General features: G+C 37.1%; 36 protein-coding genes. 29 read left to right on the plus strand and 7 right to left on the minus strand.

All coding sequences use genetic code 11. The features are described 5' to 3' along the window. Positions 1–3: 3 nt before the first annotated feature. The 11 genes from CG11_RS05985 (at position 4) to CG11_RS06030 (ending at position 6,598) form a co-directional block, all read left to right on the plus strand. Positions 4–663 (plus strand): hypothetical protein, encoded by a 660-nt coding sequence (locus CG11_RS05985; protein ID WP_052594111.1) that lies wholly within the window; start codon positions 4–6, stop codon positions 661–663. A gap of 76 nt (positions 664–739) precedes the next feature. Next, positions 740–1,603, plus strand: a complete 864-nt coding sequence (locus CG11_RS05990; protein WP_197043786.1) for an ATP-binding protein — start codon at positions 740–742, stop codon at positions 1,601–1,603. Further along, on the plus strand, positions 1,603–1,998 hold the full coding sequence (locus CG11_RS05995) for a hypothetical protein (protein ID WP_052594115.1): 396 nt from the start codon (positions 1,603–1,605) through the stop codon (positions 1,996–1,998). The genes CG11_RS05990 and CG11_RS05995 overlap by 1 nt, the downstream gene beginning before the upstream one ends. A 35-nt stretch (positions 1,999–2,033) precedes the next feature. Further along, positions 2,034–2,438 (plus strand): hypothetical protein, encoded by a 405-nt coding sequence (locus tag CG11_RS06000; RefSeq protein WP_052594117.1) that lies wholly within the window; start codon positions 2,034–2,036, stop codon positions 2,436–2,438. A 72-nt stretch (positions 2,439–2,510) separates the two neighbouring features. Continuing rightward, a complete protein-coding gene (locus CG11_RS06005; protein ID WP_156039672.1) occupies positions 2,511–2,945 on the plus strand; it encodes a hypothetical protein in 435 nt (144 codons plus the stop codon). Continuing rightward, positions 2,926–3,342 carry a hypothetical protein gene (locus tag CG11_RS06010; protein WP_052594120.1) on the plus strand — a complete coding sequence of 139 codons (417 nt, stop codon included), beginning with the start codon at positions 2,926–2,928 and terminating at the stop codon, positions 3,340–3,342. Before CG11_RS06005 ends, CG11_RS06010 begins: the two co-directional genes overlap by 20 nt. Beyond that, positions 3,285–3,584 (plus strand): hypothetical protein, encoded by a 300-nt coding sequence (locus CG11_RS30125; RefSeq protein WP_156039673.1) that lies wholly within the window; start codon positions 3,285–3,287, stop codon positions 3,582–3,584. The genes CG11_RS06010 and CG11_RS30125 overlap by 58 nt, the downstream gene beginning before the upstream one ends. Then, positions 3,581–4,459 carry a hypothetical protein gene (locus tag CG11_RS06015; RefSeq protein WP_052594122.1) on the plus strand — a complete coding sequence of 293 codons (879 nt, stop codon included), beginning with the start codon at positions 3,581–3,583 and terminating at the stop codon, positions 4,457–4,459. Before CG11_RS30125 ends, CG11_RS06015 begins: the two co-directional genes overlap by 4 nt. A 66-nt stretch (positions 4,460–4,525) precedes the next feature. Beyond that, positions 4,526–5,029, plus strand: coding sequence for a hypothetical protein (locus CG11_RS06020; RefSeq protein WP_052594124.1), 504 nt, complete (start codon positions 4,526–4,528; stop codon positions 5,027–5,029). 12 nt (positions 5,030–5,041) lie between these two features. Next, a complete protein-coding gene (locus tag CG11_RS30365; RefSeq protein ID WP_197043787.1) occupies positions 5,042–5,953 on the plus strand; it encodes a peptidoglycan-binding protein in 912 nt (303 codons plus the stop codon). 30 nt (positions 5,954–5,983) lie between these two features. Then, positions 5,984–6,598, plus strand: a complete 615-nt coding sequence (locus CG11_RS06030) for a hypothetical protein (protein ID WP_052594128.1) — start codon at positions 5,984–5,986, stop codon at positions 6,596–6,598. Between the two features lie 60 nt (positions 6,599–6,658). Here the strand turns inward: CG11_RS06030 and CG11_RS06035 are convergent, their stop codons facing one another. The 7 genes from CG11_RS06035 to CG11_RS06065 all read right to left on the minus strand — a co-directional run bounded on the left by CG11_RS06035 (position 6,659) and on the right by CG11_RS06065 (position 14,694). After that, positions 6,659–7,246 (minus strand): hypothetical protein, encoded by a 588-nt coding sequence (locus tag CG11_RS06035; RefSeq protein ID WP_052594129.1) that lies wholly within the window; start codon positions 7,244–7,246, stop codon positions 6,659–6,661. Next, a complete protein-coding gene (locus tag CG11_RS06040; protein ID WP_052594131.1) occupies positions 7,246–7,758 on the minus strand; it encodes a phage virion morphogenesis protein in 513 nt (170 codons plus the stop codon). Before CG11_RS06040 ends, CG11_RS06035 begins: the two co-directional genes overlap by 1 nt. Further along, complete coding sequence (locus tag CG11_RS06045; protein WP_052594133.1) at positions 7,758–9,668, minus strand: phage tail tape measure protein; 1,911 nt, start codon at positions 9,666–9,668, stop codon at positions 7,758–7,760. The genes CG11_RS06040 and CG11_RS06045 overlap by 1 nt, the downstream gene beginning before the upstream one ends. Positions 9,669–9,670: 2 nt before the next feature. Continuing rightward, entirely contained in the window at positions 9,671–12,103 is a 2,433-nt protein-coding gene (locus CG11_RS06050; protein ID WP_052594135.1) for a DUF935 family protein, read from the minus strand. A gap of 79 nt (positions 12,104–12,182) precedes the next feature. Then, positions 12,183–12,740, minus strand: a complete 558-nt coding sequence (locus CG11_RS06055; RefSeq protein ID WP_052594137.1) for a phage protein Gp36 family protein — start codon at positions 12,738–12,740, stop codon at positions 12,183–12,185. Further along, a complete protein-coding gene (locus CG11_RS06060; protein ID WP_052594139.1) occupies positions 12,740–14,248 on the minus strand; it encodes a hypothetical protein in 1,509 nt (502 codons plus the stop codon). The genes CG11_RS06055 and CG11_RS06060 overlap by 1 nt, the downstream gene beginning before the upstream one ends. A 2-nt stretch (positions 14,249–14,250) precedes the next feature. Further along, positions 14,251–14,694 carry a helix-turn-helix domain-containing protein gene (locus tag CG11_RS06065; protein ID WP_052594141.1) on the minus strand — a complete coding sequence of 148 codons (444 nt, stop codon included), beginning with the start codon at positions 14,692–14,694 and terminating at the stop codon, positions 14,251–14,253. Positions 14,695–14,883: 189 nt separating this feature from the next. On the opposite strand from CG11_RS06065, the gene CG11_RS06070 reads away from it, so the two are divergent. The 18 genes from CG11_RS06070 to CG11_RS06155 all read left to right on the plus strand — a co-directional run bounded on the left by CG11_RS06070 (position 14,884) and on the right by CG11_RS06155 (position 26,857). Continuing rightward, on the plus strand, positions 14,884–15,885 hold the full coding sequence (locus tag CG11_RS06070; protein WP_052594143.1) for an HK97 family phage prohead protease: 1,002 nt from the start codon (positions 14,884–14,886) through the stop codon (positions 15,883–15,885). Positions 15,886–15,952: 67 nt separating this feature from the next. Next, positions 15,953–16,420 carry a hypothetical protein gene (locus tag CG11_RS06075; protein WP_052594144.1) on the plus strand — a complete coding sequence of 156 codons (468 nt, stop codon included), beginning with the start codon at positions 15,953–15,955 and terminating at the stop codon, positions 16,418–16,420. Positions 16,421–16,465: 45 nt separating this feature from the next. Continuing rightward, entirely contained in the window at positions 16,466–16,807 is a 342-nt protein-coding gene (locus CG11_RS06080; protein WP_052594146.1) for a hypothetical protein, read from the plus strand. Between the two features lie 70 nt (positions 16,808–16,877). After that, positions 16,878–17,807 (plus strand): hypothetical protein, encoded by a 930-nt coding sequence (locus CG11_RS06085; RefSeq protein ID WP_052594152.1) that lies wholly within the window; start codon positions 16,878–16,880, stop codon positions 17,805–17,807. 91 nt (positions 17,808–17,898) lie between these two features. After that, complete coding sequence (locus CG11_RS06090; RefSeq protein ID WP_052594154.1) at positions 17,899–18,447, plus strand: hypothetical protein; 549 nt, start codon at positions 17,899–17,901, stop codon at positions 18,445–18,447. A gap of 60 nt (positions 18,448–18,507) precedes the next feature. Continuing rightward, positions 18,508–19,746, plus strand: coding sequence for a DUF2586 family protein (locus CG11_RS06095; protein WP_052594155.1), 1,239 nt, complete (start codon positions 18,508–18,510; stop codon positions 19,744–19,746). Positions 19,747–19,799: 53 nt separating this feature from the next. After that, complete coding sequence (locus CG11_RS06100; RefSeq protein ID WP_052594157.1) at positions 19,800–20,213, plus strand: hypothetical protein; 414 nt, start codon at positions 19,800–19,802, stop codon at positions 20,211–20,213. 18 nt (positions 20,214–20,231) lie between these two features. Continuing rightward, entirely contained in the window at positions 20,232–20,558 is a 327-nt protein-coding gene (locus CG11_RS06105; protein ID WP_052594160.1) for a hypothetical protein, read from the plus strand. A 183-nt stretch (positions 20,559–20,741) separates the two neighbouring features. Beyond that, positions 20,742–21,401: a DUF6046 domain-containing protein gene (locus CG11_RS06110; protein ID WP_052594162.1), complete on the plus strand. Its 660-nt coding sequence runs from the start codon at positions 20,742–20,744 to the stop codon at positions 21,399–21,401. Then, a complete protein-coding gene (locus CG11_RS06115; protein WP_052594164.1) occupies positions 21,391–21,987 on the plus strand; it encodes a hypothetical protein in 597 nt (198 codons plus the stop codon). The genes CG11_RS06110 and CG11_RS06115 overlap by 11 nt, the downstream gene beginning before the upstream one ends. Positions 21,988–21,989: 2 nt before the next feature. Beyond that, the gene (locus tag CG11_RS06120; protein ID WP_052594166.1) at positions 21,990–22,388 is read left to right on the plus strand and encodes a hypothetical protein; all 399 of its coding nucleotides are present in this window, start codon (positions 21,990–21,992) and stop codon (positions 22,386–22,388) included. Between the two features lie 6 nt (positions 22,389–22,394). Beyond that, positions 22,395–23,360 (plus strand): hypothetical protein, encoded by a 966-nt coding sequence (locus CG11_RS06125; protein WP_052594167.1) that lies wholly within the window; start codon positions 22,395–22,397, stop codon positions 23,358–23,360. 27 nt (positions 23,361–23,387) lie between these two features. Continuing rightward, complete coding sequence (locus CG11_RS06130; protein ID WP_052594169.1) at positions 23,388–23,744, plus strand: hypothetical protein; 357 nt, start codon at positions 23,388–23,390, stop codon at positions 23,742–23,744. Between the two features lies 1 nt (position 23,745). Continuing rightward, positions 23,746–24,315 carry a hypothetical protein gene (locus CG11_RS06135; protein WP_052594170.1) on the plus strand — a complete coding sequence of 190 codons (570 nt, stop codon included), beginning with the start codon at positions 23,746–23,748 and terminating at the stop codon, positions 24,313–24,315. Then, positions 24,315–24,629, plus strand: a complete 315-nt coding sequence (locus CG11_RS06140; RefSeq protein WP_052594173.1) for a hypothetical protein — start codon at positions 24,315–24,317, stop codon at positions 24,627–24,629. The genes CG11_RS06135 and CG11_RS06140 overlap by 1 nt, the downstream gene beginning before the upstream one ends. Positions 24,630–24,632: 3 nt before the next feature. After that, positions 24,633–25,520, plus strand: a complete 888-nt coding sequence (locus CG11_RS06145; RefSeq protein ID WP_052594174.1) for a hypothetical protein — start codon at positions 24,633–24,635, stop codon at positions 25,518–25,520. Next, positions 25,513–26,007 carry a hypothetical protein gene (locus CG11_RS06150; protein WP_052594176.1) on the plus strand — a complete coding sequence of 165 codons (495 nt, stop codon included), beginning with the start codon at positions 25,513–25,515 and terminating at the stop codon, positions 26,005–26,007. The genes CG11_RS06145 and CG11_RS06150 overlap by 8 nt, the downstream gene beginning before the upstream one ends. Before the next feature lie 13 nt (positions 26,008–26,020). After that, positions 26,021–26,857: a site-specific DNA-methyltransferase gene (locus CG11_RS06155; protein ID WP_052594178.1), complete on the plus strand. Its 837-nt coding sequence runs from the start codon at positions 26,021–26,023 to the stop codon at positions 26,855–26,857.

Consider the following 26,857-nt stretch of genomic DNA (forward strand, 5'->3'; position numbering starts at 1 on the left):
CCTATGTTGTACGCTATCGACACAGACGGGCAACGCATCCGCCCAAGTATCCACAAACAATTAGCTACTGATCCTTATAGCGGACTACCTACTCAAGGGATCACTGGAGAAGGACTGGACTACTGGCGATTGATAGAAGGCAAGTACGATGCATGGGCATTGCCCAATGCTACTTGGAATTTACGATGGAAACTAGAATTTCCTGAGCCACTAGTTGAAATATCGATACAAGGAGATCATGCCAAGCACGTGGCAGATGTCCGAACGAATAAGGGGACGGTGTTAAAATTTCAAGCTCGAAACTTAAATGAGCAGCAACTAAGAGAGCGAGAGGTATTTTTTGAGCAAATGGTTTGGATTTTCAGAGCGGATAAATGGGACATAGAGTTGATGTTTAATCCGACCCGATACCGAACAACAGAAGGCAGAGATCGCCAACTACCGAAATCAGATAGTTTTAAATGGGTCAAGTTTCAGTCTAGGCATTCAAAAAGTGTTTTTAAGGCGTGTAAAATGCCTGTATTCTTGGACTTTGGAGATGATTGTATTTACTGGCTGAATTGGCAATCTAAAAGCAACTTAAACGCATTATACCACCCCACTCAAGGCTTGTTAAAAAGCTACCCTAAACAACAATTTATTCAAAAGTACTCCCAGCTGTAAAGCTAGGAGCACTAAAAACAACGCATCCTCTCTGTGTTTTGGACGACGCTAGAGGATGCAAAAACAGACACATGATATGTTAAATGAACAAAAAGACCAAATTGTAAGAGCAATAAAAGAAGAAATGCAAGCAAAAAGTTTAAGCCAAAATGCTTGGGCCACTAAAAAAGGGATTAGTAAAAGCCACATGAGCAACATCTTGAATCCTGATAACTGGGCAAAAGTTGGAGAGCGAACATGGAATGTACTAGCTAATAAAGTGGCAGCCGTTAGCCTTGGTTCTAGCTTGTATCCAACGAGCAATATGCGAATCATTACAGCAGCTTGTCAAGATGCTCAGATTAATAAACGTGTTGTAGCGATCAGTGGCTACACAGGAGCAGGAAAGACAACCGCTCTGAAGGATTACGACAGCACGAACTTCAACACCCACTACTTGGTCTGTCGTAGCTCTTTTGGAGTTAAGGACATGGCAATTAATATCGCTGAATCTATGGGCGTACAAGCAAAGAGTGGGCGCACGATTGATATTGAGGACGCCATTATTGAAAAGATGAACAACAGCTCTGAAAGCCTTTTGATTTTGGATAGTGTGTCCAAATTAAGAAAGGATGCTGCACTTCAATTTATAGGCGACCTATGCGAAGCAACCGAAAATAAAGCAGGAATTATCATAGCAGGAACAGAGTTTTTGAGTGATTACATCGGTAAGATGGTGCAACGGAATAAGCGTGGTTTTAGAGAATTAAACAGACGTATTTATGCTTGGACAAACCTACCGAGTTTTAATACTCCCAAAGTTCAAAAAGAAGCCATAGCAATTTGCAAAAATCATGGCATTTGGAATGAGCAGCAAGTAAAGACCATCCTCAAAAAGTCCACTTGCTTTGGAAGCTTGCACAACTCTATTGATAAAATGAAAAAAGCAATTGGAAACTAATGAGCAAGCAACTAGATAACCTCAAGAAGCACCGAAAGCAAACCAAGCAAGAGGTAGATAGATTGATTCAATATTGGACAGGCTTGACACCGTTTGATCACAGCAACTTAATCTATGAGTCAGGGCTAGAGTTCTTGGAATTTATGGAGGGCGACACCGAAGGCGAATATTTTAAAAAATTAGAATCTAAGCGTTCCTTTTGGAATTGGTGGACAAGTAAGTGGTTCTCTCGTGACGTGGCTTTCTTGCGCCAAAAATTGGACGAATACAGACATTTAAAAGCAGATTACATTCAGCCATACTACAGAGAATGGCATGACTTGGAATATATCAAAAAGAAATCTCCTATCGAACAGAGCTATTATCATTTTATCGCTCTCCAGGAAAAAATTTAACCATTTATTACAAACAATTTAAACACATCAAAAAGATGAAAAAGTTAAGTCAAAAACAACTTGAAAAAACTATTAATCGCCTAGCTAAACTAAAAGAATACAAATCGGATGTTGCCAAAGAGGAAAAGGAATTGAAGGAGCAATTGATGCAGCAATTGGAGCTGCAAGCAACAGAGAGCATCAGCGTTGGGAATGTTGTTATTGGAAAGAAAGTCTCTAGTTATGGGATTCATGTTTCTACTATAGGAGTCAAAGTAACTGAAGCAACAAGCGATCTGACGAAATCTTTACTTGATGGAGGTAAGACGAATTTGCTTTCTATCAAACCTAAAACAGCACTACTGTATCAGTTGCAGGAGCAAGGAGATGAAGAGACAAAGGAGCTGCTTGAAGGGTTGGGGATTGAAGTGGTTGAAAAGCATACGCTTGAAATCAAGTAACTAAAGCAATAAATGTGTTTGTGTAGGGGTTGCGTTCGCCATAGCGCAGCTCCTCTTTCTCTCAAATTAAAAATGATGTTAGAAAATAAATATATCGCTGCTATTTATGCAGGACTTAGAGCCCAAGGGCTTGAAGACCAAAAGGAGGAGCTTGTCTCCAGTTATACGAACGAACGAACAACAAGCACAAGAGGCATGACAAAAAGAGAAGCTCTAGATTTGATTGCTTATTTGAATGGTGATCAAAACAATAAGGAGGACAAACGCAGCAAGATGATCCGCTATATCTACTCCTTAGCCTATCAGATGAATATGACGCAGATCACCAAGAAAAAAACAAAGGTAGATACAGAACGCCTTAATGCCTTGGCAAAACGCTTGTCTCCCCAAAAGAAAGGCTTACAGGAGCATACTTACGATGAATTAAAAACATTGGTCACGCTCTTTAATAAGTATTACAAAGAACAACTAAATAAAGGAGGATTTTATGAAAGCCCTAATACATGAATTTTCAAGCGAAGATGCCTTTAAGACCTTTGCTCACTTGCTCAATTTCTCCTTGGAGCATTTACGTCAAATAGCAGCGGATTCCGAAATACTTCAGGCACGGTTAATCCTTAGCCTTGTTGAGGAGATTTACAAACAAAAGGTATTAATCAAATTACTGAACGACCCCGAACAATATAAGATATCCCTCAAGGAGCAGGAAGTGATTGCCATAAAAATACTATTGACCAATTATGATTTTATAGAAGCTCCCAATTCCTACACGATGGCAATTTTATCCGAGTTCAATGCCCAAATAGAAGACTATTTAACAAACAATCCAGTAAAAAACAAACAGCCATGCGTGAATCTACTCAGCAGCGATACCAACGAATCCAAGCTTTTTATCGAAGGTTAAGCAAAGCAAAGCTGAGTCATGAGTTTTGTTTGGAGATACTTTGCGACTTTTTTAATGTAAAAAATCCTCGGACGATCGAGCGAGTGATTGTAAAAGAATTAGGAGAGATAGAGCCATACGAACATCAGGACTTGGACAGGCTTTGGATAGATGGTAGGATTCGCAAGCACTTAGAAGCCATTGCTCCAACAGCAGACCTAGAATTAAATAATCCATTAACACAAGAATCAACAGAACAATGAGAGACATAGAATTTGATGAGTCCATAAATTTGGGAGGACACCGTTTTTCTAATAATGATATTTTTCAATTAAAAACAGCCATCCAACAACTAGCAACAGCCTACGCAGAATCTTTTGGTACTCATGGCAGTGGTGGTATAATGCTAGCAGGAGGCAAAGAAACAACGACAGCAACGGACATCAGTTACAGTGGTGGTTGGTTGTATCATAATGGTGCGTTTTGGAAAGTGAATCCAATGGCAGCGCAAACAATTACAGCAGGGCATATTATCTTATTTATTTACAAAACAATAAGAAACTATACAGCCGTTAACTACCAATCAGGAGCTAGTTTTCAACCGCACATAGAGCGTTTTGTAGATGTCATCTATACCGATAACTCGCACCCAGTATTGTCAGGAACCCTGAACCAAGACTTTACTCTTCCCTTCTACGTTCGTTTTGAGCGCATAGAGGACTTGATCAATAGAGAAGCTGCTAATACGGCACATAGAGAATTAGTAGAGCGTTCTTGGACAGAATTAACCGAAACACAACTAACTTCTTTAGTCCATTCGGGAATGACAGGAGTAGGAAATGGCTCTAGAATGAGATACAAAATAATAGGCAAGCAATGCTATATTCAAATGAATTTGATTACTTCAACCGTATCAGCCACTTCTACAATAGCCGTGAAATTCCCAACAGGAATAAGTTTAAGGACGACTACTTACCCCAGTATTATCGCCGCAGACAGCTATAATTTACTTAATCCATGCACCGTCCACTTTTCAGCAGCTTCAGGAAGCACTCCTGATTTAATGACTTTCTCAAGAAGCCACACCGATACCTCACAACAAACACTTTCATTTAACACGGTTATTGAAATCGCTTAAAATAGGAAGAAATTTTCAAGCAAGTTAATCTTATGATGACATTAAAGTTCCTTAAATCAAATCATTATGAATGTATACTATAACACTTCAGCTCAACTGGAGACGAATCAAAATATCTTCCTCAAGAAAGGCACAACACTATTCCTAGAAAACGAGAATGCCAAGGAGCACCGACTTGGAGAAGATACTTGTGCCACTTATCGCTTGTTGATTGATGACCAAGACTTTTTTAATCCTTTCTGCAATTTACATCTAGAGGGCGTGATCGAGTGCTATACAAATCCTGTTCAATTTGGTGGACGTAGCTATCCAAGAGACGAGTTCTTTGAACAAGTATTCTTGAATACAGATACCAACAAAGCAGCGATTATATGGAAGCACACTAGAAATGTTTTGAAGCTACAACGCTATACGGCTGCTTACTATTTGGAGGGTGCTATGATGTGTTTGTACTTACTGGACAACATGTATGCGAAGATTACAGATAGAGTGGGCTATCATGCTAGAGTAAGTTTTCGGGATGCAAAAGGCTATGATCCTGTGACAGGTTATATTATTAACAAGGCTTAAATGAATCATATTATGAACAAAGTCGAGGTAAAAAACCTTCAATACAAGCTTAGAAAGGTGCTTAGAATAAGTTTATCAGTAGATGGGATATTAGGCCCGTCTACTGAAGGAGCAATTAGAAAGTTTCAAAGATTAAATAACTTAGTAATAGATGGCATTGCAGGGCATAATACTTTGAAGCGGTTGAGACATGTCTACATTGAACTATTTATAGATAATTCAAGTTTACTCCATTTTGGGAAACAAAGATTTGTGGTTTTTGTCGATGCTGGGCATGGTGGAATTGATAATAAAGGGAAATATGTTACTCCTGGTAAAAGAGCTTATCATCAAGAAGAAGAAATGCATGAGCGTGGGCATTACTACGAAGGTTTTGAGAATAGGCTAATTACTGAAGCTTTTATTGAAGCTTGTACAGATGCAGGGATCATGTGTGTTAGAACCTATCATCCTTACAAAGATACATCCTTATCTGATAGAGCAGAGATTATCCGCAGTTGGCTTCGTAGAGGTTATTGTGGCTATCTACATTCCTTCCATTCCAATGCAATCTCAAGTAGCAATTCAGCCGCCAAATTAGATGCTACTCGTGGCTTCATGGTCTTCAATACACGAGGTGATAACTTTTCAGATCAGATTGCGACAAAACACTTTGAACATGTAAAGCAAACCATTGGAGCAGACAATTGGAACTATCGCACCCAGACTAAAGATGGAGATGTGGACTTTGAAGTTAACTTTCAAATTTTACGAGAGACCGACTTACAAGAATTTATGTGGTTTGGAGCTATCCTAGAGGAATGGGGCTTTCATACATCAAAGACAGATGCTCAATCTATTATAAATCCTGAGAATAGAAAGAAACGAGTACAGGCTGCTCTTAAAACGGCTCAATGGGTGAAAGAATCTCTTGAAGCTAAATAACTTAATTTTAACGATTTTAAATAGTAATTTATGGAAACATCATTAAAAAACTTAGATAAATTAGCTAAGGAAATATTTATAGAAAGATCATTAGAAAGCTTAGATGAGTTAGCTAAGGAAATACACAAAGCTCAACAAGAAGCTGGATGGTACGACAACGAGAGAAGTGACAATACACTTTTATTGCTAATCAAGTCTGAAATGTTTGAATGTTTTGAGGCTTACCGAAAAAACAAAGGAGTCAATCCATTAAGTCCTGCTGAATTGGACTATTTACTTAGATTAAGCATAATAGAGGCAGAACAATTTAAGAGCCTTTTTGAGTTAAGAGTAAAGGATGGAATGGCGGATGAATTTGCAGATATGGTGATTAGGTTGTTGGATTTTGTAGCTTACAAGAAAATTACAATCATACAAATTAAACGCTTAGAAATTAGCTTTTGTCCTGAAAACTATTTCTTACAATTAGATGAACGCATTACAAGCCTCTACAACAAAGAAGTAAAAGCACTGGATGTAGGGTTTATCTTTGAAACTATTGACCATATTACTGCTTATCATGGCTTTGACCTACGAAAGCACATTGAATTAAAATTAGCTTACAACAAACTAAGAGGTAAGCGTCATGGCAATAAAAAAATATAATTATGTTGGAATTTACATTTAATAAAAAAAGGTTAAGCATTTTGCTTAACCTTTTTCAATTTAAGAAGGTATTTTAAACGTCCCTCCAGTATCAGGCTTTTGGTTGTTGTCAGATAAATCTTGAATCTGAGTATCATTATTTCTATAAACATTAGAGTTAGCAGTAGTAATCTGCACTTGATCCAAGGCTCTAGCTTCCTCCAAAGAGCAATCAACCACCCTAGCAACAAAGTCCAAGGTATGATTAATTAAATTAGTCCTAGACGCATCGATCTCTTCTCTTACAAACTCAAAATTATGGGCATAAGTAAGCGTTTTTAAATCTAGCACATTAGCCAAAATAGAGACCTTATCCAAATTTGCCAAGGCTTGGCTCTGGGTAGTGCTTCCTGAATGGGTCTTTTGGTAATCGGATAAAACAAGATGCAAGCGAAAGAAGTATTCTTCCGATATACGGATATTTTGATCGTGCTGCCAGTCGCCTCCAACAAACTCAATTAAGACCAAAGGTTTTGGGAGCGCAGCTGCATTGTTATCTTCTCCTCGATAGTCGTCCAGTTGATTGTTGAATAAGTCTATTGCTCTGATCTCAGGCATTTGGTCGAGGATTAATTGTTGTATTTCTTCAAAGGTTGTTTGACGCCACATTATTTGAATATTTTTAAGAGTTCTAATTTAATTTTCCTAGCCATTTGTTGCTGCAAATCGGTGCTATTGCCTATGAATTTACGCCTAGGAATGCGTATTTCTAATTTGGTGGACATTGCCATTCGTTTGTATAGTTCGTTCCCTGAAGCTTTATATTTCGCCCAAAAGAAGGCTCGTTGTTTGTTGGTAACTTTTTGATTAATTTGTCCCCCTTCATTGTGGATGCGACCATAAGGAATCCCTTTAGTCCCAATAACTATTTCTGAAGGAGAAGCACGAATAATAGCAATGGACTTTTTCAGTTTACCACTTTGGGTTAACAAAGCTTTGCCTTCATTGCCACCGCTGAACTTTCGTTTCTTCCATTTGTTGACACGCCCACCATCCAAGAAGCCTTGTCGTCTAAAGTTATCTTTAGAAAAATTGACAGCTACTTGACCAATTGTTCTAGGTAGCCGACGCTTGAGGTGGTTGTATTTGCGCTGAATTTCCTTTATTTTATTCTTAGCCATTACCCTCGATTTAAAGTAGTTTCTCCTCCTTGAAGAACTTTAACAAACATTTCCTTGAGCGTATCCTGAATCTCTTCTGAAGCTTCAGCAACAGTTGAATGAATTTCTAGTTTATCAATCATGCTTTGAATATTGACAGACAAATTTCTGACTTGAGAGCCTCCTGTTGTGATTGAATTAATGCCTGTATTTAATTGCTCTTTTGCATTATTAGATAGTTGAGGTTTGTTCTCTTTTATATTGAAAACATTACTTTCTTTATTTAACTTAGTTAATGTTTTCTCTTGAGAGTTGGCAATCTCTTGACCAATCTTTTTACTATTTAAGCCTTCATTCTTTCTTTGCTTATCAGTTGTTCCATTTAAGCCAGACCGTATATCAGCCAATCCTGCTTTAATCTGAGAAAAGTCAAAGTTTTTAATTCCTTTTAGTGTTTCAACAATACCACCTAAGGCATCTCCTATGCGTCGTAAAGGTGTGGTTAAATAATTAAGTACACCACCAACTGCTGTTTTAATTCCATTAAATCCGCTTTTAATCCGCTGAACAAAAGATGATCCCATCACTCTATCAAATAAATTATTAATTGCATTTATACCATTAGTAATAAAATCAAATGTTCCTCCAATAGTGAATTTAAGCACTTTCCATGTATTGGATAATCCTGTACTTAAGGCATACCATGAAGCTTTTAATGCCACAGATACACCATTAATAGACCACAAGCGGCTTACCAAACCAGTAAAGGCACTCCCCAAAGTCCAAACTTTAGAAAACACAGAACCTATAAAATTGAGTCCATTAAAAAATGCAATTTTCATTTTGATTCCAAAGATTTTAACTTTATCGCCAACCTTAGCAAAGGCTTTAGACGATTTTAGCTGTGCCGATGCTAATTGCTTTTCTAATTCTAATTGTTGATTTTTAGACTTATTAAATGAATCGTTCTTGCTTACCAACTTATCTAGATTCGTTTCAAATGAAGAGAAATTATTAAGCAGTTCTACAGCGTTTCCTGAATCCTCTCCAAATATTTGAGCTGCTAAACCTTTAGCAGCACCTTTCCCTAGTTTAATTTGCCCTACAGCAGTACTAATAGCTTTCAAAGCATGAATAGCCGTAGCTTCTCCATTCTTGATATTTTTTTTAAGGCTATTGGCAAAACCTTCTCCAAAGTTCTGATCCAACAATCGCCCAACATCTCCACCGAGGTTAGGCAAATTTTTATTAAAAGACTCCAGGAGTTTGGGAGCATCTTTAATACCTTTAGAGACACTTTGTTGAAGGATCGCCATTTGTTGGTCAGCTGTAGCTCCAAGACCTTTAAAGGCATCTGCCGAATCTTCTAATGTTTTTAGCATGTCGCCTCCAATGTTTGCTCCTGAAGCATATCCTTTTTTGAGCAAATCAAAAGCACTGGCATTGTCAATACCAAATTTAGTAGCTAATTTGGATGCTGCTTGCACGGTGCTTGTATAATCATCTCCATAGACTTTACTCAATGCTGTAGCTTGAGCAGTTAGGTTTTTAGTTTCTTTAGCAGAGCCACCAAGGAGTTGGTTGGTTATTTGTAGGTTGTTTTGTAATTTTGTGCCACTATCCACCAAAGCAATTCCAAGCTTAACAGCTCCAACTGTAGCCAAACCGATTCCCGCAATAATAGGATTCAATCCCGCAGCAGCAAACCTAGAGGAAGAGCTGAAGGCAGCCATCCCATTTCTAGCTCCTGCTAGTCTCCCAAGGTTATTTAAGGCAGAGAGCTTTTTGTTGGTACGTCCTATTCCTTTGTTTGCTTTGCCTTCAAAATCATCAGCCGCTTTAGAAGCTATGCCAAAACGCCTAGAAACTTTATCCAATTGAGAAGAAACTAGGTCTTTAAGTTTTATTTTAAATGTTGCTAAATCAGTCATGATTATGCTTTTTTAATGAGTAAACCAGTTCGAGCTTTGTTGATATTAGAAGCGAAGCTCCAGCTTTTTATAGTCGTGTCCTTTTCTGTGATCACAAGCTCAACGACCAAAGGTTTGGGGTTGTAATATTGTAATAAAGTAAGCGTATAGCCTTTTTTAAGGCGTTTAAAATAGACCTCGTCAGGATTCTCCAGGACTTTTGGGATAAGGTCTAAAATATCCCAAGATTTATTCTCTAGGAGCGTTTTAGCATCCAAGTGAGCAGGGCGTTTGTTGTAGTCTAGTAAACGGATTCTATCCTTGCTGTTTAGATCATTTTTATCGGTCTTATCAACAAACCATAAGATTGCTTGATCTTCGTTACGTTTGACTTTTTGAGCCGTAGCAGCTTTGGTCTTGATTTTACTATAAGCAGCCAAACCAAAGTTTTTAAAGCTCAAGCTTTCTTCGGAAAAGTTAGGAAGGTACATTTGATCCTCTCCAAAGACAAAACCACTGGCTGCTCTATTAACCGCAAAGCCTGCCTTTTTCATTTGCTCAAATTCATCACCTAAAAGCTCCTTAGCTTGTTCTTCATCGATTAGCTGCTTACCTGCTTTGGAATCTCTAGGAATTTGCTCACAACGACAACCAAAACCATTAGGAGGCGTAAAAACACCGCTTTCTCCTGCTTTGAATACCATCCCATCGAGGGCAGCATGAGCAGGGCGTACTCGATCGTCTCCAACGGTCTGATATTCCCAATAAGGGAAGTCCTCGATCACTTCTAAGTTTCGTAAATAATTAGACGTGTTTTGAGCCGTGGAGTAAGCAAGGTTAAACTCTGTTTTTAAATGATGCTTGTTGTATTGCTCAAATAAAGGAGCCACTTGCTGCTCAAACTCATTGAAGCTCTTAGCATCAGATAATAGTTTGTTTGCTTGCCTGATTAAATCAATATCTTTTGTAGCAGAGAATCTGTACAAGTTGAGTTCAAGTAGTGTTTTAGTTAGGTGATCAGGACTATTGTAATCAATGCCTTTGGATTCATTCCAACCACCATTTAACTCCTCAATTAAGCTAGTGGCTAATAAATTAAAATAGGTTGGGTCAAAGCTTGCTTTTCCTTTGGCTTTATAGATACGCTCTAACAAACTGTTCTCTTCCTTCTTAGTTAATCGGAAGGTTTCTATTGAAAGCTCGTCCTTCAAAAGGCAACTACAGGCTAGGTTGTACCTACTTTTTTTTTTAGCTCGTTGCTTGGTTTCTTCTTCCTGCTCCTGGTTATCCTCCTCCTTTTTCTTTTCTTGGATAGATTCCTTTTCTTTGGGCGTTAATTTAACCCCAAAATGTTTCTCCAGGGTTTCCAATGGGATGTCTCCAAAGTTAGCCAAGCCTTGGAATATTTTAATCAAGTCTAGTTTGGAGATCTTCTCTGTTTTTTCATACTCAAACTCTCCATTGGCTACATCAAAGCCATGTTTTTCTAAAATTGGTTTGAGTTGAAAGTTTAAGACCATTTCAATAAACAACTTGTATCCTGCGATCAATTCATTCTCGCCTACTTCGTGTACTTCAGCTTGAGATCGAGAGGAGCCGTCTTTGGTAGTCATTGTTTGCAATAAGAAAATCAGTAACAATTCCTCGTCATTGGCTGCCTTGTAATCCTTAAAGACCGTAGAGCCAGCACCATCAGCTCCTTTGTGAATCTTTGTGCTTGTTCCATTGGGCATAATAATCTTAGCTCCTGATCCTCGTTCTTTTGCTTGTCGTTCAACTTCTTCCTTAGCTCCAGTAACTTGAGGGTCGTATTGATATTCCTCAATAGGTAAACCAAACCGCTCAATAAACTCTCCCCAGCTACTAATCCCAAATCTTTTGAAAATAGCATAAGGAGTGGCATTATTCAATAAGCCTAAGTCTTTCTTTTTACCCACACTCAATACATAATTTACATAAGGAGGGTCATTGTAAGCGAAGCCCTCTTGATCTCCAACTTGTTTGACAACGATCCCTTTCTCTGGGATAACATTTTTTCTAGCAATTAACTCTGCTTTTTTTATTACCCCTTTTTCAAAGTCTAGCTCAATTAATGAATAACCATACCATTTGGATTCAATGATCCAACGAATGATGTCTAAAAAAACAGGTGTTTTAATTACTTTAGAAATAGGATGTTCTTTATCTGTTTGACCGCCCACCTTAAAAATAATCTTAGAGTTTGTGCACTTCAGTACGATACGCTCAGTCACAGAAGTAATTAAACCATCTAAGGTTGTTTCTTCGTAAATATCATAAAGCACACTTCGATCAGGGTTCTCTTCATCCTCTGCATTTCTAAGCGCATATCTCCAGTTCCGAATATCAGGATTAATTCGGAGTGTAGGCTCTATAATTATCTGCTCGCTTATTTTGCGGTTATTAGTTAAGTTTAGTTGATAAGGTTTATCTTTCATGCTTATTTTACTTTGAGTTGCTTAGAATTGAATTTGAACACCATTTGAACAGGGTCTAAGTTTTAAGTTCAGTTGCGAACTAGTAAAAATTAGTTCTTTTGGGGTTAGATAGGATTGTAATGGTTTGGCTAGGGCTATTGGTATCCTCTGTATTAACTTGCTTTAAAGGAAGCATTGGATTCATTTTTTGAGTGCGAATATCTTTGAGCTTTTTAATGGCTTGTTCGTATCGCTCGGTGGTGTGTTTGGGGATCATATTGTCAGCAATTTTGCTAAAAAGATGATACGCCAATAAGTCCACTATAATCATCACGATAATAGGATTGCGACCATCTTTTTCTTCAAAGAAGTTCGTGTCGGTTAAAGTTACTGGAGCAACTGCATCCGCAATACAGGTATAAGCAATAGCCTGATCATTAACGACAATTTCCCCTTCTTTGAAGTCTTGAGTGTTGTTATAATCAAAAGCTTTGTACCCAAAGATTAAAGGCGTGTCGTATTGAAAATTCAAATAAGAAGCTGCTTCTTCTATAGCAAAATCCTCTGCTCTTTTTCTACTATATAGTGTGGCATGGATGACTTGCATCATTTGCTGCTCGTCTAGAACAGTTGTTAGGTCTGAATCGGTTATAAACATTAGTATCTGTATTTAGAATGTGATTTTTTGTGAGGGATGATTATTGTATTATCTTTTGTCTCCGTTCGTTTATTGAGTAGGAAGATAGCTCCTTCTACGGCATCAGGGCCATCATCAGCAGTTCTTGTACCTTTTTCCATGTTCGTGAATTGCTCAATCAATGTATCAATATGCTTGTTTCCTAGTTCTTTCTTGTCTATAAAGAAGTAACCATTTTCAAAATATGGAGAGAGTGCTTCTATACGACCAAATTTCTCAGGCTTCTTTCTTTTGTCAGGTCTAAGAGGGACTCCTAACTTCCTTTTTTTTGCAGCTTTCTTAAAATTGTCAATTAAAGTTCCTTGCAAGAAATTTGCTTCCATATAGTATAGAACATTGGCTTGACCATTAACATAAGCCATCATTTGATAATGCCAATCAATCATTGTAGCGATAGATGTTTGCTCGACAAAGGCTTTTAATAAGTGGTATTCCTCTCTTTTCTTTCCTATTAACACCGTTGCTTTATAATCACCTGTACTGGTAAAGGAAGGATCTGTATAGCAGATAATAGAATCGTAGTTTTTTAGATTTAAGCACTTTTTGTATTGGAAATATTCTTTTTTAAAGATAGTCCCCTCTTCAATAGGATTATTAAAATATTCAGCTTGAGCAAAACGATAAGTCATTGCATCTATCATATAATCACAGTCCTCCTTGGTATAAATATCCCAAGCAGGATTTCCATTCTCATCTAGCAAATTAATTTGTTCTACTTCAGCAATTTTATTCTCAGAAACCAGTTTAAGTATAGAGGTTTTTGATATTAGGTTTCCAACGATTACAAACCGCCCTGTACCAATACTGAAAGTACCAAATAAGGCTCTAATCATCCACTCATAAGCTTTTTTAACTAGTTTAGGGTTCTTGACTAATTCATCATCGTCCAAATCATCGCAAAGGATAAAATCAGGGCGTTGTCCTTTTACGTTCAGTCCACGTGGTTTTTCCCTTCGACCAAAACTTTTAAAAATGACGCCCTTTCTAGTCATGAAATCACCAAACTCCCAGTTACCTATCTTTTTGAAAACACCAAAATCATGTAATAAGCGAGGGTTTGCCTCTAATTGCGCCTTTATATTATCTAACAAATTTGCAGCCCCTTCTCCATTTGCTGAAGCTAAGACCATAAATTTTAATTTGCCATTTAACATCAAAAAGATGGGAATGATCATAGCAGCATACGTAGTTTTTGCTAATGCTCTAGACCACATTTTTACTAAGAGGCATCTTTTCCTTGTTGAAAGCTCATTAGCTAAATTAACATGGAAAGGAGCAGCATCTCCTTTGCATAATTTAGGGAAGTAATACCTTGCAAATTTATTGAGATCACCTAGAAGCATCTTTATGCGTTCTTTCTGATCTGATAGACTTTCATTAGGATTAACACTACACTCCTCAGCAGCTGCATCAAGCTTCTCTTGATAGGCTTTTAGTTGATCCTCGTATTTTTTTTTGATTTTGACCATATCTAATTCTTACTTAATTCGGATGCTTTAATAGTTAAGAATTCCATTTGATAGTCGCCTATTCGTTGGGCAAGTTCAGGGTCTTGTTTTCGCATGAAATTGACAAATTCCTCGAACGCTTGAATGTATGTAGCAAGGTCTGCTCCTCGATCTAATGATCGAATGCCAGCCATTAACTTTGCTATTTGATCTGACTCAGTAGAAGTCAATATCCTTTCTTCTTCTTCAGACTTTTCGTAAATCATTCCTATTTGTACATAAGTCCGTTGTACAATTTGCTCAGAAGTGACTAAACGAGCATTTCTAAGAACTTTCCAATTTTCTTTAGTTACCCATTTAGAAATCTGTTGCCGACTAATCTTTAGTCTTAAAGCGATGTCCGCTTGACTCAAGCCCAACTCTATGAAGAGTGTTTTTGCTATTTTTTTATTTTCTTTTCCTTTCATACCAACAAAAATGCACCTTTTTAACTAGTAATTAGCTGCTTATAATTTTAAGCTACACATATACGGAGAAAAACGACATGTATACGGAGCTTAACGCAAAAGGGCAAAAATGCTACTTGGAACTGACTTATATTTGTATAACAAGCCTGAACTATCAGGCTTGACATTGAAAAAAATAAGGATTAAACAATGACTGATACGAATAATAAAAAGCCAAAAACATTTGTCCTATCGGATGATTCAATAAACAAATCGGGGTCTAGGATTTTGACCGTTGGAATAGACATAAAAGAGTTTAAGAAAAATCCTGTCATGTTTTACAATCATCACCGCTCAAGCAACTGGGATCATCCTAATCTGCTCCCGATAGGTCGGTGGGTGAATATCCGTAAAGAAGACGGTCGCCTGTTAGCAGATGCAGAATTTGACATGGATGACGAATTTGCTGCTAAGATTGCAAGAAAGGTTGAAAAAGGAATTTTGAATGCAGCCAGTGTTGGGATTAGAGTGATAGAAGTCAGTACAGAGCCTAAACACTTAGTAAAAGGGCAAACAAGAGCAACAGTAACCAAAAGCCGAATGATGGAGTGCTCTATTGTTGATATTCCAGGCAATGGAAATGCACTAAGGTTAAGTTATGATGATGATGGTGATATATTGGAGTTAAGTGCGACCAAAAACAGAGAAAAAGTTAATACGATTTTACCACTTATAAATTCTACAAATAATACGCAGATGAAAACGATTTATAATTTTTTTAAACTAGGTGCAGATGCTTCTGAGGCTGATATATTAGCTGCGGTTACAACACTTAGAAACAAGAACAGTCAATACAAGCAACAAATAGCATCCTTGGAATCAGAGGTTGACAGCTTGAAAGGAGCAGAACAGAAAAACAAATGCTTGAGCTTGGTTGATAAGGCTATTGCCGATAAAAAATTGACTGAGTCTGATCGAGAGACGTGGATGCAGCTAGCAGAGGCAAACTACGAACACGCTGAGAAAGCTATTGGTAATATGAAAGGCTTTACTTCTTTGAGTGCTCAGATCGAAAGTACTACAACAGTGGACACGACTCTCAGCGATGCTGAAAAGTATGAAAAGAAATGGGAGGCAGGAGAACTAAAAGATTGGGAAAAAAAGAATCCTGAAGAATTTCAAAGATGCTATAATGCTTACTTAGAAGTATAAAATCAGCCAAACTAAAGCCCCAAAAGACCTAAAACCAAACCTATTATTAATATATCAATTAAACATTATGAAAACAATACTCTCATTAATTTTAGTTTTTAGTTCCCTATTTATCCTCGATAAGGTTTTTCCCTATCAAAGTCCTTGTGATTGCGAACAAGTACAACCCGAACAAGTAAAACAAGACACTTATGCAACGGTTGATCTTGTCGATTATACCTCATTAGAAGAGCATCAGGTAGCAAGATTTGAAAATGGAGAGCCATATGATTTTAGCCATGATTTAAATGTGACTCCCATTGATGATCCTGCTATTCCTGATGACATTCCCATTAGAGGGAACAAATATTTTGAAATAGAGCCATGCTTGGATTGCAATTATCAGTTTGTCCCTACAGATAATTTTGAAGAGGTAAGGCAATCTGTAGAAGAAAGGGTGGAGAACTTAAACACCTATCGACACGAGCCATCGAAATACGTCCCCAAGAGATGGAATCGCCACGCTAAGAAAGTTCTGACAAGAACAACACCTTAGCAAAAGCAAAGTAACAATTTAGAAACATCTTATACTTTACCTAATATGAAATTTTTATTCCTAACAAATACAGCTGTTGATTGGGGACAACTAACCGAATACGGTCTAACAGCTATGGTAGTTACAGCAGTATTTGTGATCATTGTAAAACCAATCATAAACCAAATTCTGAAGAATAATTCAGAGTCTACTGAAGCTTATAAGAAGTTGGCAGACACGATAGCCACAGGCGATAGCTTGAATAGAGAAAGCACCAAAGATGTAGAGGCAAGAGTCCTAAAATCTTTAAATGAGTTAACCGAGCCTTTGACTGTCATTAAGGAGAAGATAAAAGCTATCAAAGAACAATTGAATAGAATCGAAAAGCAAACCAACAGCAGCAATTAAATCAGATACTTCTATTTGTTTTTGCCAAAAAACGAAGGATTAATTCAACAACAAATAACACAAAATAAATATGCCAGCAACATTAAAAATCTCCCAGTGGAGTAAATTATTAGTCGGAAAGGATAATGAGTTCCTCCATGATAGTTCATGGTTTATTGCAGCAGCAGTAAATATGGATAAATTTGTAGAGGGGGAATTCATCAACTTTACCCATAAAGGAACGATTCCAACGGTAAGTAAGAATCCTACTTATCCTTTAACTCAAGTCAACCGTGCAGACATTCCTGATCGTATTCCATTAGCAGACTATGCGTCACAAGAGTTTATCATTCCTAAAATTGATTTGATTGGGCTACCGTATGACAAAAGAAAAAGTGTCTTGAAAGATTATCGAGATGTCATTACAGATACCATTACTTCTGAGGGACTTTGGAATGTGTCTCCTTACCAAAATACGTCAAAAACGCCAATGATAACTGCGACGGGCCCTGTTGTAAATGGTTATAAAACAATCATAGGGGATGATATCAAACGCCTAAGAATTGCACTTAATCAAGCTTTCCCTGGATTAAAGAAAGCTCCTTGGATATTGACATTAGATTCCAATTCTTACTGGGGTTTATCTCTCAATGATGACATTTTGAGAGGTCAAATGATGTACAAGAAAAATGCAGGAGATGTGAATCTTGATGGGATTAAATACTTAGGCTTTGAGTTGATGGAGGATGATAGAACCCCCTACTACGATGCCACTACTCGTCAACGTATGGCTTACGGCTCAACACCTGTCATTGGGACGGATTTTCGTTCTGCAACTGCTTTTATCAAAAACAAGACCTTTATCAAAGGTTTTGGTAAGCTTGAATTTTTTGACAATCCACGGGATAGCTCTATTCAAGCAGATAAAGGATCATTCTTGCAACACGCATACATAGGGCCTCTAACTGAAAACCTGCAAGATAATTTAACCTTCATGGGAGCTATTTATATGACTCCATAGAGTGTAAACCCACATCTTATTTAAAGAGCGCATTATATTTGAAGCAATGCGCTGCCTTATCCAATTTATTCCATTTCATAAAAATACCGCTATGAGCGATTTTGATAAAGTACTAGAACAGACAAAAACAAAAAACGGGCTTGAATTAACTGCTTATATTCAAAAAAACAAGGAAGCATTAGAACAATCTCAAGTAGCCCTAAAATCAACTCAAGACGAATTAGCTGCTTGTAAGGCAGAGTTAGAAACTGCTAAAAAAGAACGCTCAAAAATCAAAGGGCAAACGACTAAAGCCGAAAACAAAGCAACCTCTCTACAAAAGGAGAAAACCTTGCTAGAGAAAGAACTAGTCGAAGAAAAAAGAGCAAAAGAAGATTTGATGATGGAATTGAATAATCAAGCGAAAGAAATCGCTCAACTCAAAGACAAAATTCATCAAGATAAAAAGAACCTACCTTCTTTAAGTCAACTAAAAGACAAAGCAAAAATTGTCATGAAACAAGAAGGAGTACATAAGGTTTTTATTTCTCTTACTGCTCAAGTATTCTTAGATGAAAATAAAATCAAGAATGCTTTTGGAACAAAGTATAAAGTGGCGATTCTAGTTGATGAGGATAGCGTTCAGCTCTCTAATCCTTAAAAATAAGTAATTGCTTATTTTTTCATTTAATCCACAAACAAAAAGTAAATACACAAAGCTATGGCTTATCCAAGTATAGATATAAAAAAATCAAATGGCAATTTGAATCGCCCAGACTTAAACGAGGACAATATTGCCATGATGGTTCTTCCTGAAGGAACATATGCTATTGCAGCACTAGAGCCTGAAATTGTTTATAGTTTAAAACAGGCAGAAGCTTTCGGGTTCTCTCCAGCGAATGATGAGGTGTATGATATGTTACACCATGAACATATTAAAGAGTTTTTTAGAGAAAACCCTAATGGTGAGCTTCATTTAATCACTACAACAGGTCAAACTGTAGCAGCTATGTTAGGAAATAGCTCTACGGTGGGAAGTCTAGAGCCATACCTCATAGCAATGAATGGCAAGATAAAACAAATTGCTATACTTGCTGAGGAATCCGTTGCAGATTGGTTTGTGGACAACCTAATTACAGCAGATTTAGTAACTAAAGCTCAAGGTCTAGTTAATCGCTTAGCACAAAAAAACATCTTCTTAGATACCATTTTTTTAGAAGGAATGGGATTTAGTATGGCTCCAGGAGATGCTCCTGATATGAGAGCTAAAAATGCGCCCAATGTTGCCGTGGTTCTTGGAAAGGATTTAGGAGTAGCTAGTATAAAAGTAGACTTTCATAACTATGCAGCAATTGGAACCGTTTTAGGTTCTGCAACCAAAAAAGCTATTCACGAATCTTTTGCTTGGTACAAGAAAGAAAACACGATTACGAGCAATGTAGATGATCGCTTTTTGGAAGTAAGAATTAGCTCCAATTTAACAGTAGCTGACCCTTATGTTAACAATGATACCAACCTAAAAGTCCTACATGATAAAGGCTATGTTTTTCCTCGTCAAGTTCCTTTCTTGACAGGTTTCTATTGGAATCAATCCAATAACTGTGTGTTGGTTAGTGATGATTATAATTCTACAGAGTTGGTGCAAGTCATCAACAAAGCGATAAGAATTGTTGGAGCGACTATCGCTCCTCATATAAATGAGACCTATGATGTAACCAAGGAAGGAAGGCTAACAGAAATAGCTCGAAGAACCCTCACGGCTGAAATTAGAGGAGCTTTAGAAACGAATATGGGCGACAATATCAGCTCGATAGGAACGCTCCTTGTTGATCCGACGAATGACCAAAATAATCAACCCTATCCTTCGTTAGTGACTGATCCCACACTGAGAGTGTTTTTAGGGTTAGTTCCAAAAGGGAAAACCGAACAAATCATTTTCCAAGCAGGCTTTCAAAACTAGAGCATTTCTAATGTTCAAATAGTATTCAAATCACATTCAAATATTAAATAAAGATGTTAAAAAACGGTATTGAATATAGCTACTCAAGTCTTCAATTTTCTTTCTTAGGCAATACGGATGTAAAAGGGGTAAAGAGTATCAGTTACAAGGTAAAGCGAGAGAGCGAAAATTTAAAGGGAGCAGGAGATGAGCCTGTAGCAATTGGTTTTGGGCCTAAAGAATACGAAGGCGAAATAGAGTTGATGCGTAAAGACATCAATGCAATTCGTAAAGCAGCTGGCGAGAAATCATTGGTTGATATACCTCCCTTTGATATTATAATTGCTTATGCTAATGGTGTCGATCCTATAAAAACAGATACGTTGCGTTTCGTGCGTTTCATGGAAGATGGTTTGGAAGGCACTACTGGAGACAAAGAACTTCCCTTGACTATTCCTCTTGGTTTATCAGGGATTGAATATAGTTAATCTTAAAATAATCAAAATATGTTTATTAAAGTATCAAACGAGCAAATTGAAGCTTGGAAAAAAAAACATGTAGAAGGAGTCCTTGCTTGGGAAACCCAAGAAGGAAAAGTTTACTTCAAGAATCCTAATAAATCAGAAAAATACTTTCATACGATTAAAAGAGCATTGGTTTTTCAACAAAATAAAGACTTAGTATCTGCTGGAGAGGTCATTTTCAATGCGTGTTATTTAGGAGGTTTGGGAGACCTTAATAATATTGAAAAGAACCATCCTAGTTATGTTGGTGCTTGTTTAGCTTGCACTGATCTAATTGAAATTACTGAAGGAAATTTTACAGCAGCGTAGAGGGTTATTTAGATCAGTGCCCAATTATTACGAATGATAAGGCAGATTTATTCAGGAGAATGGATGCCCACATTTGGTATTTTCTTCGCATTGATCCTGAAACTTTAAGTCCTGAAAAATATTTTGAAATCTTTAGAGCCTTAGAATACATACGAAGGGAAGAACGCAAAACTAGTCTTAATTATGGAGTTTAACATTGATTTACAGGAGGCGTATGCCAAAGCATTTGGAGTTAGATTGCCTATTTATATTCCTGTAACTGTCCCAGTGACAGGACAGCCCAATGACTACACGCAGCCCCAAGCAACTCAAACAGAGGCTCTAAAATTTCAAAACATCTCTACGCTTAAAATAGATACTTCACCTGTCAAAAGTTCTTTAGGGACAATTGTCTTATCACCAATTACTTTCAGGGGAGGCTCTTATAAAGAACGGCTTAGAAGTGGTCAAATAATAACGAGTCAATATGATGATTTTATGTTACCTCCTACTGCGACACTTCAAGTGAAATTTGACAAAAATATTGTCAAAACACCTTTAAGAGGTGGGCGTGGTGAGTTCAAGGAAATGATTGGAACGAGTGATCCTAGAATAATTATCCGAGGTATTTTAATTGGAGAAGAATTAAAGCGTCCAGAGCAGGATATCAGAAAGTTAAAAGCATTGGAAGAAGTGCCTAGTGAGTTGGCTGTGGTCTGTGATTATTTGGGATGGTTGGGGATTGATTATTTAGTGATCCAAAGTTTAAATCTTCCTGATCTAAAAGGTAAGCCTAATATGCAGCCGTTTGAATTAAGTTGCCTTGGTGACAAACCTATTGAATTGATTTTAAATGGAAACTAAAAACGAGTATAAAAAAAGAATTGAGGCAGGTCAAGATATATTTGACCTATGTATTCAAGAATATGGAGGATTGAATGCTTTGTTCTTGTTGTTGGCAGACAATCCTCAGTTAGACTTAGTTCGTAAATTGGTTCCTGGAGAAGAAATCAAATTAAGAGTTGAAACACCCAAAGAAGTGCCTTTGAATAAGAATCAAATGGACTACTTCAGAAAGGAGGATATCAAGGTAAATATGCAAGAAAATGAGTTACTTCAGGATGATGTTGTTCTTGTGATCACAACAGGAGACAGTATTCAAGCAGCTCCAACAGGTTTCACAATTGCAGGGAGTAATACAACTTCTAACCCTCCTCCTAATCCTGTAACGCTCGATGGAGTGTTGACAAGTAGTGGTAAAACTTTGTTATCAAGTACGGGTGCTATTATAAGACCTCAAACAGCTCCTACCATTGGCACAAGTAACGGATTTACATTATTAACTGACCAAAGAATGCCTATAAAAATAAACCTCCCCATATTAACCTATTTAATCACAGCTTCGGGCAATTATATATCAACAGCTCAGGGCGATTTATTAATACTTTAAATATGCCATCTACACCAATAAATCAACTGCCAGTAATAGGCACAGTCACACTTGACGATGTTGTCATTGTAGAGCAGACAATAGGCTCAACAACGACCACCCACCAAGCAACCGTTCGCCAATTAGTGGGTGGTTTTTCCCCTGTTCCTACAATTACTAATTTGACATGGGATGCTCCCAGTGACGGTTTAACTATCCAAGGAGATAATTTGCTCCCCACAACATTAGTTCTAGTAAATGATATTCCTTACCGAGTAGAAAGTTTTGAGTATGGAGCTGCTCCTAATCCAAACAATAATGCCACTATATACTTGGAGATTGCCAGTAGCCTTCCTTCTGGAATACATACAGTCAAAGTGAAGAACTTTGTACACGAAGCTACAGATACCTTTACAATTTAGTATCCAATGAAGCAGCTTACCATTCAAATAACAATTGGTCAATATACTTTCTATTCTGTAGACCGTATTAATATAGAAAGTTCGTGGAATTTCTTGGCTGATACAGCAACCATCTTTTTATCAAGAAGATTGCTGGCACAAGGAAGCCTAAGTAATACGGAAGCTCCTGACTTGAGTACAGTAATAAAGGTTGGAGATAAGGTACAAATAGACTTAGGGTATGACTTTGTATTTGAAACGGAGTTTATTGGTTATGTAAAGTCAATTAGTCCCAATATTCCTGTAAAAATTGAATGTGAAGATGCCATGTGGTTACTAAAACAAAACCATTTTTCTAATGCTTGGAGAGCCGTTTCTTTAGAAGACTTACTGGGGTATATCGTTCCTTCAGATGTAGTATTTGAAACAACAGGAAACGCCAACCTTGGCAAGTTTAGAATAGACCAAGTGAGTGCTTTCGATATTTTAAAAAAAGTGCGAGAAGTTTATGGTCTAGTAAGTTATTTCAGAAGCGGTCGATTGATAGTTGGTTTTCCTTATCAAGAAGAAGCTAAAGAAATTAATCTGCACCTTCAGGAAAATATAGACGACTCTAAGACAAAACTATCTTTTAGAAGGTCGGATCAGGTTAAGCTCAAATTCAAAGCTATTTCAATACAAAATGATGGGACAAAGATAGAGGTTGAGTTGGGAGATCCAAAAGGAGAATTAAGGACAATCCATGTTCCTATTGGATTGAAAGAAAATGCAATTAGAACTGTAGCTGAAGAAAGGATGCAGCTTTATAGTTTCGATGGTTACGAAGGGACAATAACTACTTTTGGACAGCCCCATGTTAGACATAGTGATAAGGTGAGAATTACAGACGATTTATACCCAGACAGAGAAGGCGTTTATCGAATTGATACAGTCAAGGTTCAGGTAGGAGCACAAGGCTATAGAAGAACTTTGACGCTCGGAAACAAAGTATAATTTTTTTTAACCATACAATTAAACACAATGAAAAAATTAGGAATTGAGAACATCATGTTTATTATCTCTTTTGGGTTGTCATTTGGCAATGAACTTGATCAAGCTTTAGAAGATAAAAGCTTGAGCTTTGGAGAAGCATTAGGTTTTCTTGACAACTTGAATGATATTGATGATGTCATTGAAGCTGTAAAAAGAGCTCCTGCTGAGTTCTTAGATTTGGATGCTCAAGAAAAAGAGCAAATTCAAGCAATGGTAAAAAAAGATTTTGACATAGCAAATGATATGGTAGAGGAAGCTATTGAAGAAAGCTTCGGTTTTGCTTTATCTACCTTTAGATATGTTATGAGAATGCGCAAAATCTTTGCTTCTAAAAACGCAGCTTAAAATGGTTGCAGCTGAATTAAGAAGAATGCTTGAGCAGTTCATTGATAAGAGAACTGTTCGAGCATTTCTTATAGAAGGTAAAGTAATAGAGATTGATAAGGAGAATAAAGTTTGTGATGTATTGCCATTAGATAGTCAAGCTCCTTTTCAGGATGTGCGTCTTTTACCTTTATCAGGATCAGGTGGTTTTGGTTTTACATTGTATCCCAAAAAGGATACTAATGTGACAATCTTGAAAAAGACCGATACAGAAGCTTTCTTAATCTCTTGTCAAGAGATTGAAAGTATGGAGTTGTTTGTTGGAGATCAATTTAAATTGGAGGTCAAAAACAATGGAGATTGTATTTTTAATGATGGCAGCAATGGTGGTTTAATCATTGTTGACAAGCTCCAACAGCAAGTGGCAAAGAACAGCCAGTTATTACAAAAAATAATGACGGTTTTTAGTACTCCAGTTAATGAAGCAGGAAATGGTGCGCCTTCGGTTTTTCAGCAAGCATTAAATGCGGCTACTCAAGGAAGCCAAACAGCAGACCTATCAAATATTACAAACGATAAAATCAAGCACTAATGTCATTTAGAGAATTTATTGCAGGAGACATACAGGTAGATGATAATTTTGACCTTCTGATTAAAGAGGGCGATTTTGTAGTCGCTCCGTCAGACGAGCATAATCAAACTCTAATTATCATTAGCTCAAAGGGAGCTTTTCGCTTTGCGCCAATGGTAGGAGTTAATATTTACTCTTATCTAAATTCTACAGGTCAAGTCGATGCAATTAAACGAGACATTCAGGAGCAGCTAACCTTGGACGGTTATCGAGTAGATTCTATTGAATTTGCTTCAGACAATAAAATTAAAATAAACGCCAAAAGAATCCGATAGATCATGGAAGAGGAAATCCTAAATATATATAAATCCGCTGAGTGGAAATATGAAGATTATAAGAAACTTGCTGTTGATTCTAAAGAAGATATCAAAGCAATTCGAGCAGAGGTTTATAACGAATTAGACTCTGACCCCGATTTAGGATTGGTAAATGATCCGAGTAAGGCAGCTCTTTGGAATTTGTTTGCAGATATTTTTGCCTTTGTTGCATACATCTTGCACAAACTTTGGACAATTTATGAACAACGATTAAAAACAGCAGCTAAGGCTGTAATCCCACATACTCCTTACTGGTATGCCCTTCAAGCAAAGAAATTCCAATTGGGGGATAATTTGGACGCCACAAATGGCACAGTCGAATACCCCGTGATAGATGAGGCAAAACAGATCATCACAGCTTCAGCTGTTAAAGAAAGTGGTGGTACTTTGATATTAAAAGTGGCTAAAGCAGGAACAGGAGGATTAGTGCCATTGACTAGTGCTGAATTATTAGCCTTTAAAGGCTATGTTCGTAGCTTTAAGGATGCAGGTGTTAATACCTTAATTGTAAGCCAAAACCCCGACTTACTTAAACTTGAATTGAGTATTTATTACAATCCAATAATCCCCCTAGCAACCTTAAAAACAAACGTAGAAGCTGCGATTGTTAATTATGTCAATAATTTGCCTTTTGACGGCATATTTAGACGTACAAAATTGGTGGATGCTATTCAAGCATTAGAGGGCATAGAAGACGTAAAAATAAACATCTGTGAAGCTAGTGTGAATTATACTAGCACTCCTAGTTTTACGACTATAGATGTTTTTTATGAATCGGTTGCAGGGTACATGAATATTGACCCTAACTACCCATTATCAACTGGACTAAATTTTATAGCAAATGTTTGATTTTTCTTTTAGAAATACGATTAAAAGGTTGTTGTATCCTTTTTATAGAAAAACAAAGCACATTGCTGTTTTGATGACATTCTTAGTTTCCATAAGGAGGCTCAAAGATAATTTTATAGCTTTTAGAAACAAGACAGAATATGATATAAAATTTAATGCTCAAACCTTGTCTTTAGAAGCAAGATTGAATCAAGAATATAACCTCTTAATGGGGACTATATATATTGAAACAGTATCGTCAACAGACAATGCTGTTTATACTTTTTGGTTATCAGAAAATCAGGCTCCTGTATATGTTGGTTGGCTATCAGAAATGACAATTAATCCAGTGTATACTTTTTGGTTATCTGAGCCTCCGCCAGCAGGAATAGGAATTGAATTTATTGTTTGGGTTCCTTCTACACTCAACTTTGACCTTGAGCAGATGAAGGCTATAATTAATTTATATAAACTGGCTGGAAAGCGTTACGCAATAAAGCCGTATTAAACCAAACAACAGTATGAAGAATCAAATCTTAAATATGGATTGTCTAGAAGGAATGGCACAAATTCCTGAAGGTTCTATCGATATGATTTCTGCTGACTTACCTTATGGTATGCTAAAAACAAGGCATACAACATGGGACATAAAAATCCCATTTCTCCCACTATGGGAACAGTACAAAAGAGTACTAAAGTTAAATGGTGTAATTGTTCTAACTGGAGTACACCCTTTTACAAATGAAATTATTAATTCAATTCCCAAAGGTTATAAATACCGAGAATTGATTTGGTACAAGAGTAGTGGAAGTGGTTTTTTGAATGCAAAGAAAATGCATGTAAAACAACATGAAAATGTCCTTGTCATTTACAAAAAGACACCTTACTATGATCCTCAAAAATATCCGATCGAGGAGCGTTTTGTTTCAAAAGGAAAATCCAAGAAAAAGAACAATGCAAAAAATTGCAAAGCATTTGCTATTCGTGGTAAAGCTTCTGAAAACTATGTTTATAAAGATGATGGTACTCGTTATCCTGATACCGTACTTGAATTTGGAGAGTCGGTGCTGCCAATCAAAAGTGTACATAGAAAAGGAATGCATCCAACAGAGAAACCTGTTGATTTAGTTGCTTATCTAATTCGTAGTTTTACCCAAAAAGGAGAAACCGTCCTAGACAATTGTATGGGAAGTGGAACGACAGCTGTGGCTGCCATATTGGAAGAGCGCAATTTCATTGGATTTGAAATGGATGTAGATTACTACAATATGGCAATGCAAAGAATTGTTGAAGCTAGGAATCAAATGGAGCAATGGCAAACTGATGAAGTGAAGCCAGCAGGAAAAGGAAGTACTTAG

Origin of the sequence: Aureispira sp. CCB-QB1, from assembly GCF_000724545.1 — a bacterium.
In the GTDB taxonomy this organism is placed as follows: Bacteria; Bacteroidota; Bacteroidia; order Chitinophagales; family Saprospiraceae; genus Aureispira.

Bases quoted from the DNA above. Each gene is read 5' to 3' on its own strand.
- CG11_RS06120 (WP_052594166.1), top strand. From the start codon at position 21,990: ATGCCATCTACACCAATAAATCAACTGCCAGTAATAGGCACAGTCACA.
- CG11_RS06060 (WP_052594139.1), bottom strand. From the start codon at position 14,248: ATGGTCAAAATCAAAAAAAAATACGAGGATCAACTAAAAGCCTATCAA.
- CG11_RS06040 (WP_052594131.1), bottom strand. From the start codon at position 7,758: ATGGCTAAGAATAAAATAAAGGAAATTCAGCGCAAATACAACCACCTC.
- CG11_RS06135 (WP_052594170.1), top strand. From the start codon at position 23,746: ATGGTTGCAGCTGAATTAAGAAGAATGCTTGAGCAGTTCATTGATAAG.
- CG11_RS06080 (WP_052594146.1), top strand. From the start codon at position 16,466: ATGAAATTTTTATTCCTAACAAATACAGCTGTTGATTGGGGACAACTA.
- CG11_RS06015 (WP_052594122.1), top strand. From the start codon at position 3,581: ATGAGAGACATAGAATTTGATGAGTCCATAAATTTGGGAGGACACCGT.
- CG11_RS06090 (WP_052594154.1), top strand. From the start codon at position 17,899: ATGAGCGATTTTGATAAAGTACTAGAACAGACAAAAACAAAAAACGGG.
- CG11_RS06030 (WP_052594128.1), top strand. From the start codon at position 5,984: ATGGAAACATCATTAAAAAACTTAGATAAATTAGCTAAGGAAATATTT.
- CG11_RS06150 (WP_052594176.1), top strand. From the start codon at position 25,513: ATGTTTGATTTTTCTTTTAGAAATACGATTAAAAGGTTGTTGTATCCT.
- CG11_RS06000 (WP_052594117.1), top strand. From the start codon at position 2,034: ATGAAAAAGTTAAGTCAAAAACAACTTGAAAAAACTATTAATCGCCTA.
- CG11_RS06105 (WP_052594160.1), top strand. From the start codon at position 20,232: ATGTTTATTAAAGTATCAAACGAGCAAATTGAAGCTTGGAAAAAAAAA.
- CG11_RS06110 (WP_052594162.1), top strand. From the start codon at position 20,742: ATGGAGTTTAACATTGATTTACAGGAGGCGTATGCCAAAGCATTTGGA.
- CG11_RS06075 (WP_052594144.1), top strand. From the start codon at position 15,953: ATGAAAACAATACTCTCATTAATTTTAGTTTTTAGTTCCCTATTTATC.
- CG11_RS06130 (WP_052594169.1), top strand. From the start codon at position 23,388: ATGAAAAAATTAGGAATTGAGAACATCATGTTTATTATCTCTTTTGGG.
- CG11_RS06140 (WP_052594173.1), top strand. From the start codon at position 24,315: ATGTCATTTAGAGAATTTATTGCAGGAGACATACAGGTAGATGATAAT.
- CG11_RS06020 (WP_052594124.1), top strand. From the start codon at position 4,526: ATGAATGTATACTATAACACTTCAGCTCAACTGGAGACGAATCAAAAT.
- CG11_RS06045 (WP_052594133.1), bottom strand. From the start codon at position 9,668: ATGACTGATTTAGCAACATTTAAAATAAAACTTAAAGACCTAGTTTCT.
- CG11_RS30365 (WP_197043787.1), top strand. From the start codon at position 5,042: ATGAACAAAGTCGAGGTAAAAAACCTTCAATACAAGCTTAGAAAGGTG.
- CG11_RS06155 (WP_052594178.1), top strand. From the start codon at position 26,021: ATGAAGAATCAAATCTTAAATATGGATTGTCTAGAAGGAATGGCACAA.
- CG11_RS06005 (WP_156039672.1), top strand. From the start codon at position 2,511: ATGATGTTAGAAAATAAATATATCGCTGCTATTTATGCAGGACTTAGA.
- CG11_RS05995 (WP_052594115.1), top strand. From the start codon at position 1,603: ATGAGCAAGCAACTAGATAACCTCAAGAAGCACCGAAAGCAAACCAAG.
- CG11_RS06125 (WP_052594167.1), top strand. From the start codon at position 22,395: ATGAAGCAGCTTACCATTCAAATAACAATTGGTCAATATACTTTCTAT.
- CG11_RS06070 (WP_052594143.1), top strand. From the start codon at position 14,884: ATGACTGATACGAATAATAAAAAGCCAAAAACATTTGTCCTATCGGAT.
- CG11_RS05990 (WP_197043786.1), top strand. From the start codon at position 740: ATGTTAAATGAACAAAAAGACCAAATTGTAAGAGCAATAAAAGAAGAA.
- CG11_RS06085 (WP_052594152.1), top strand. From the start codon at position 16,878: ATGCCAGCAACATTAAAAATCTCCCAGTGGAGTAAATTATTAGTCGGA.
- CG11_RS05985 (WP_052594111.1), top strand. From the start codon at position 4: ATGTTGTACGCTATCGACACAGACGGGCAACGCATCCGCCCAAGTATC.
- CG11_RS06035 (WP_052594129.1), bottom strand. From the start codon at position 7,246: ATGTGGCGTCAAACAACCTTTGAAGAAATACAACAATTAATCCTCGAC.
- CG11_RS06010 (WP_052594120.1), top strand. From the start codon at position 2,926: ATGAAAGCCCTAATACATGAATTTTCAAGCGAAGATGCCTTTAAGACC.
- CG11_RS06145 (WP_052594174.1), top strand. From the start codon at position 24,633: ATGGAAGAGGAAATCCTAAATATATATAAATCCGCTGAGTGGAAATAT.
- CG11_RS06065 (WP_052594141.1), bottom strand. From the start codon at position 14,694: ATGAAAGGAAAAGAAAATAAAAAAATAGCAAAAACACTCTTCATAGAG.
- CG11_RS06050 (WP_052594135.1), bottom strand. From the start codon at position 12,103: ATGAAAGATAAACCTTATCAACTAAACTTAACTAATAACCGCAAAATA.
- CG11_RS06115 (WP_052594164.1), top strand. From the start codon at position 21,391: ATGGAAACTAAAAACGAGTATAAAAAAAGAATTGAGGCAGGTCAAGAT.
- CG11_RS06095 (WP_052594155.1), top strand. From the start codon at position 18,508: ATGGCTTATCCAAGTATAGATATAAAAAAATCAAATGGCAATTTGAAT.
- CG11_RS30125 (WP_156039673.1), top strand. From the start codon at position 3,285: ATGCGTGAATCTACTCAGCAGCGATACCAACGAATCCAAGCTTTTTAT.
- CG11_RS06100 (WP_052594157.1), top strand. From the start codon at position 19,800: ATGTTAAAAAACGGTATTGAATATAGCTACTCAAGTCTTCAATTTTCT.
- CG11_RS06055 (WP_052594137.1), bottom strand. From the start codon at position 12,740: ATGTTTATAACCGATTCAGACCTAACAACTGTTCTAGACGAGCAGCAA.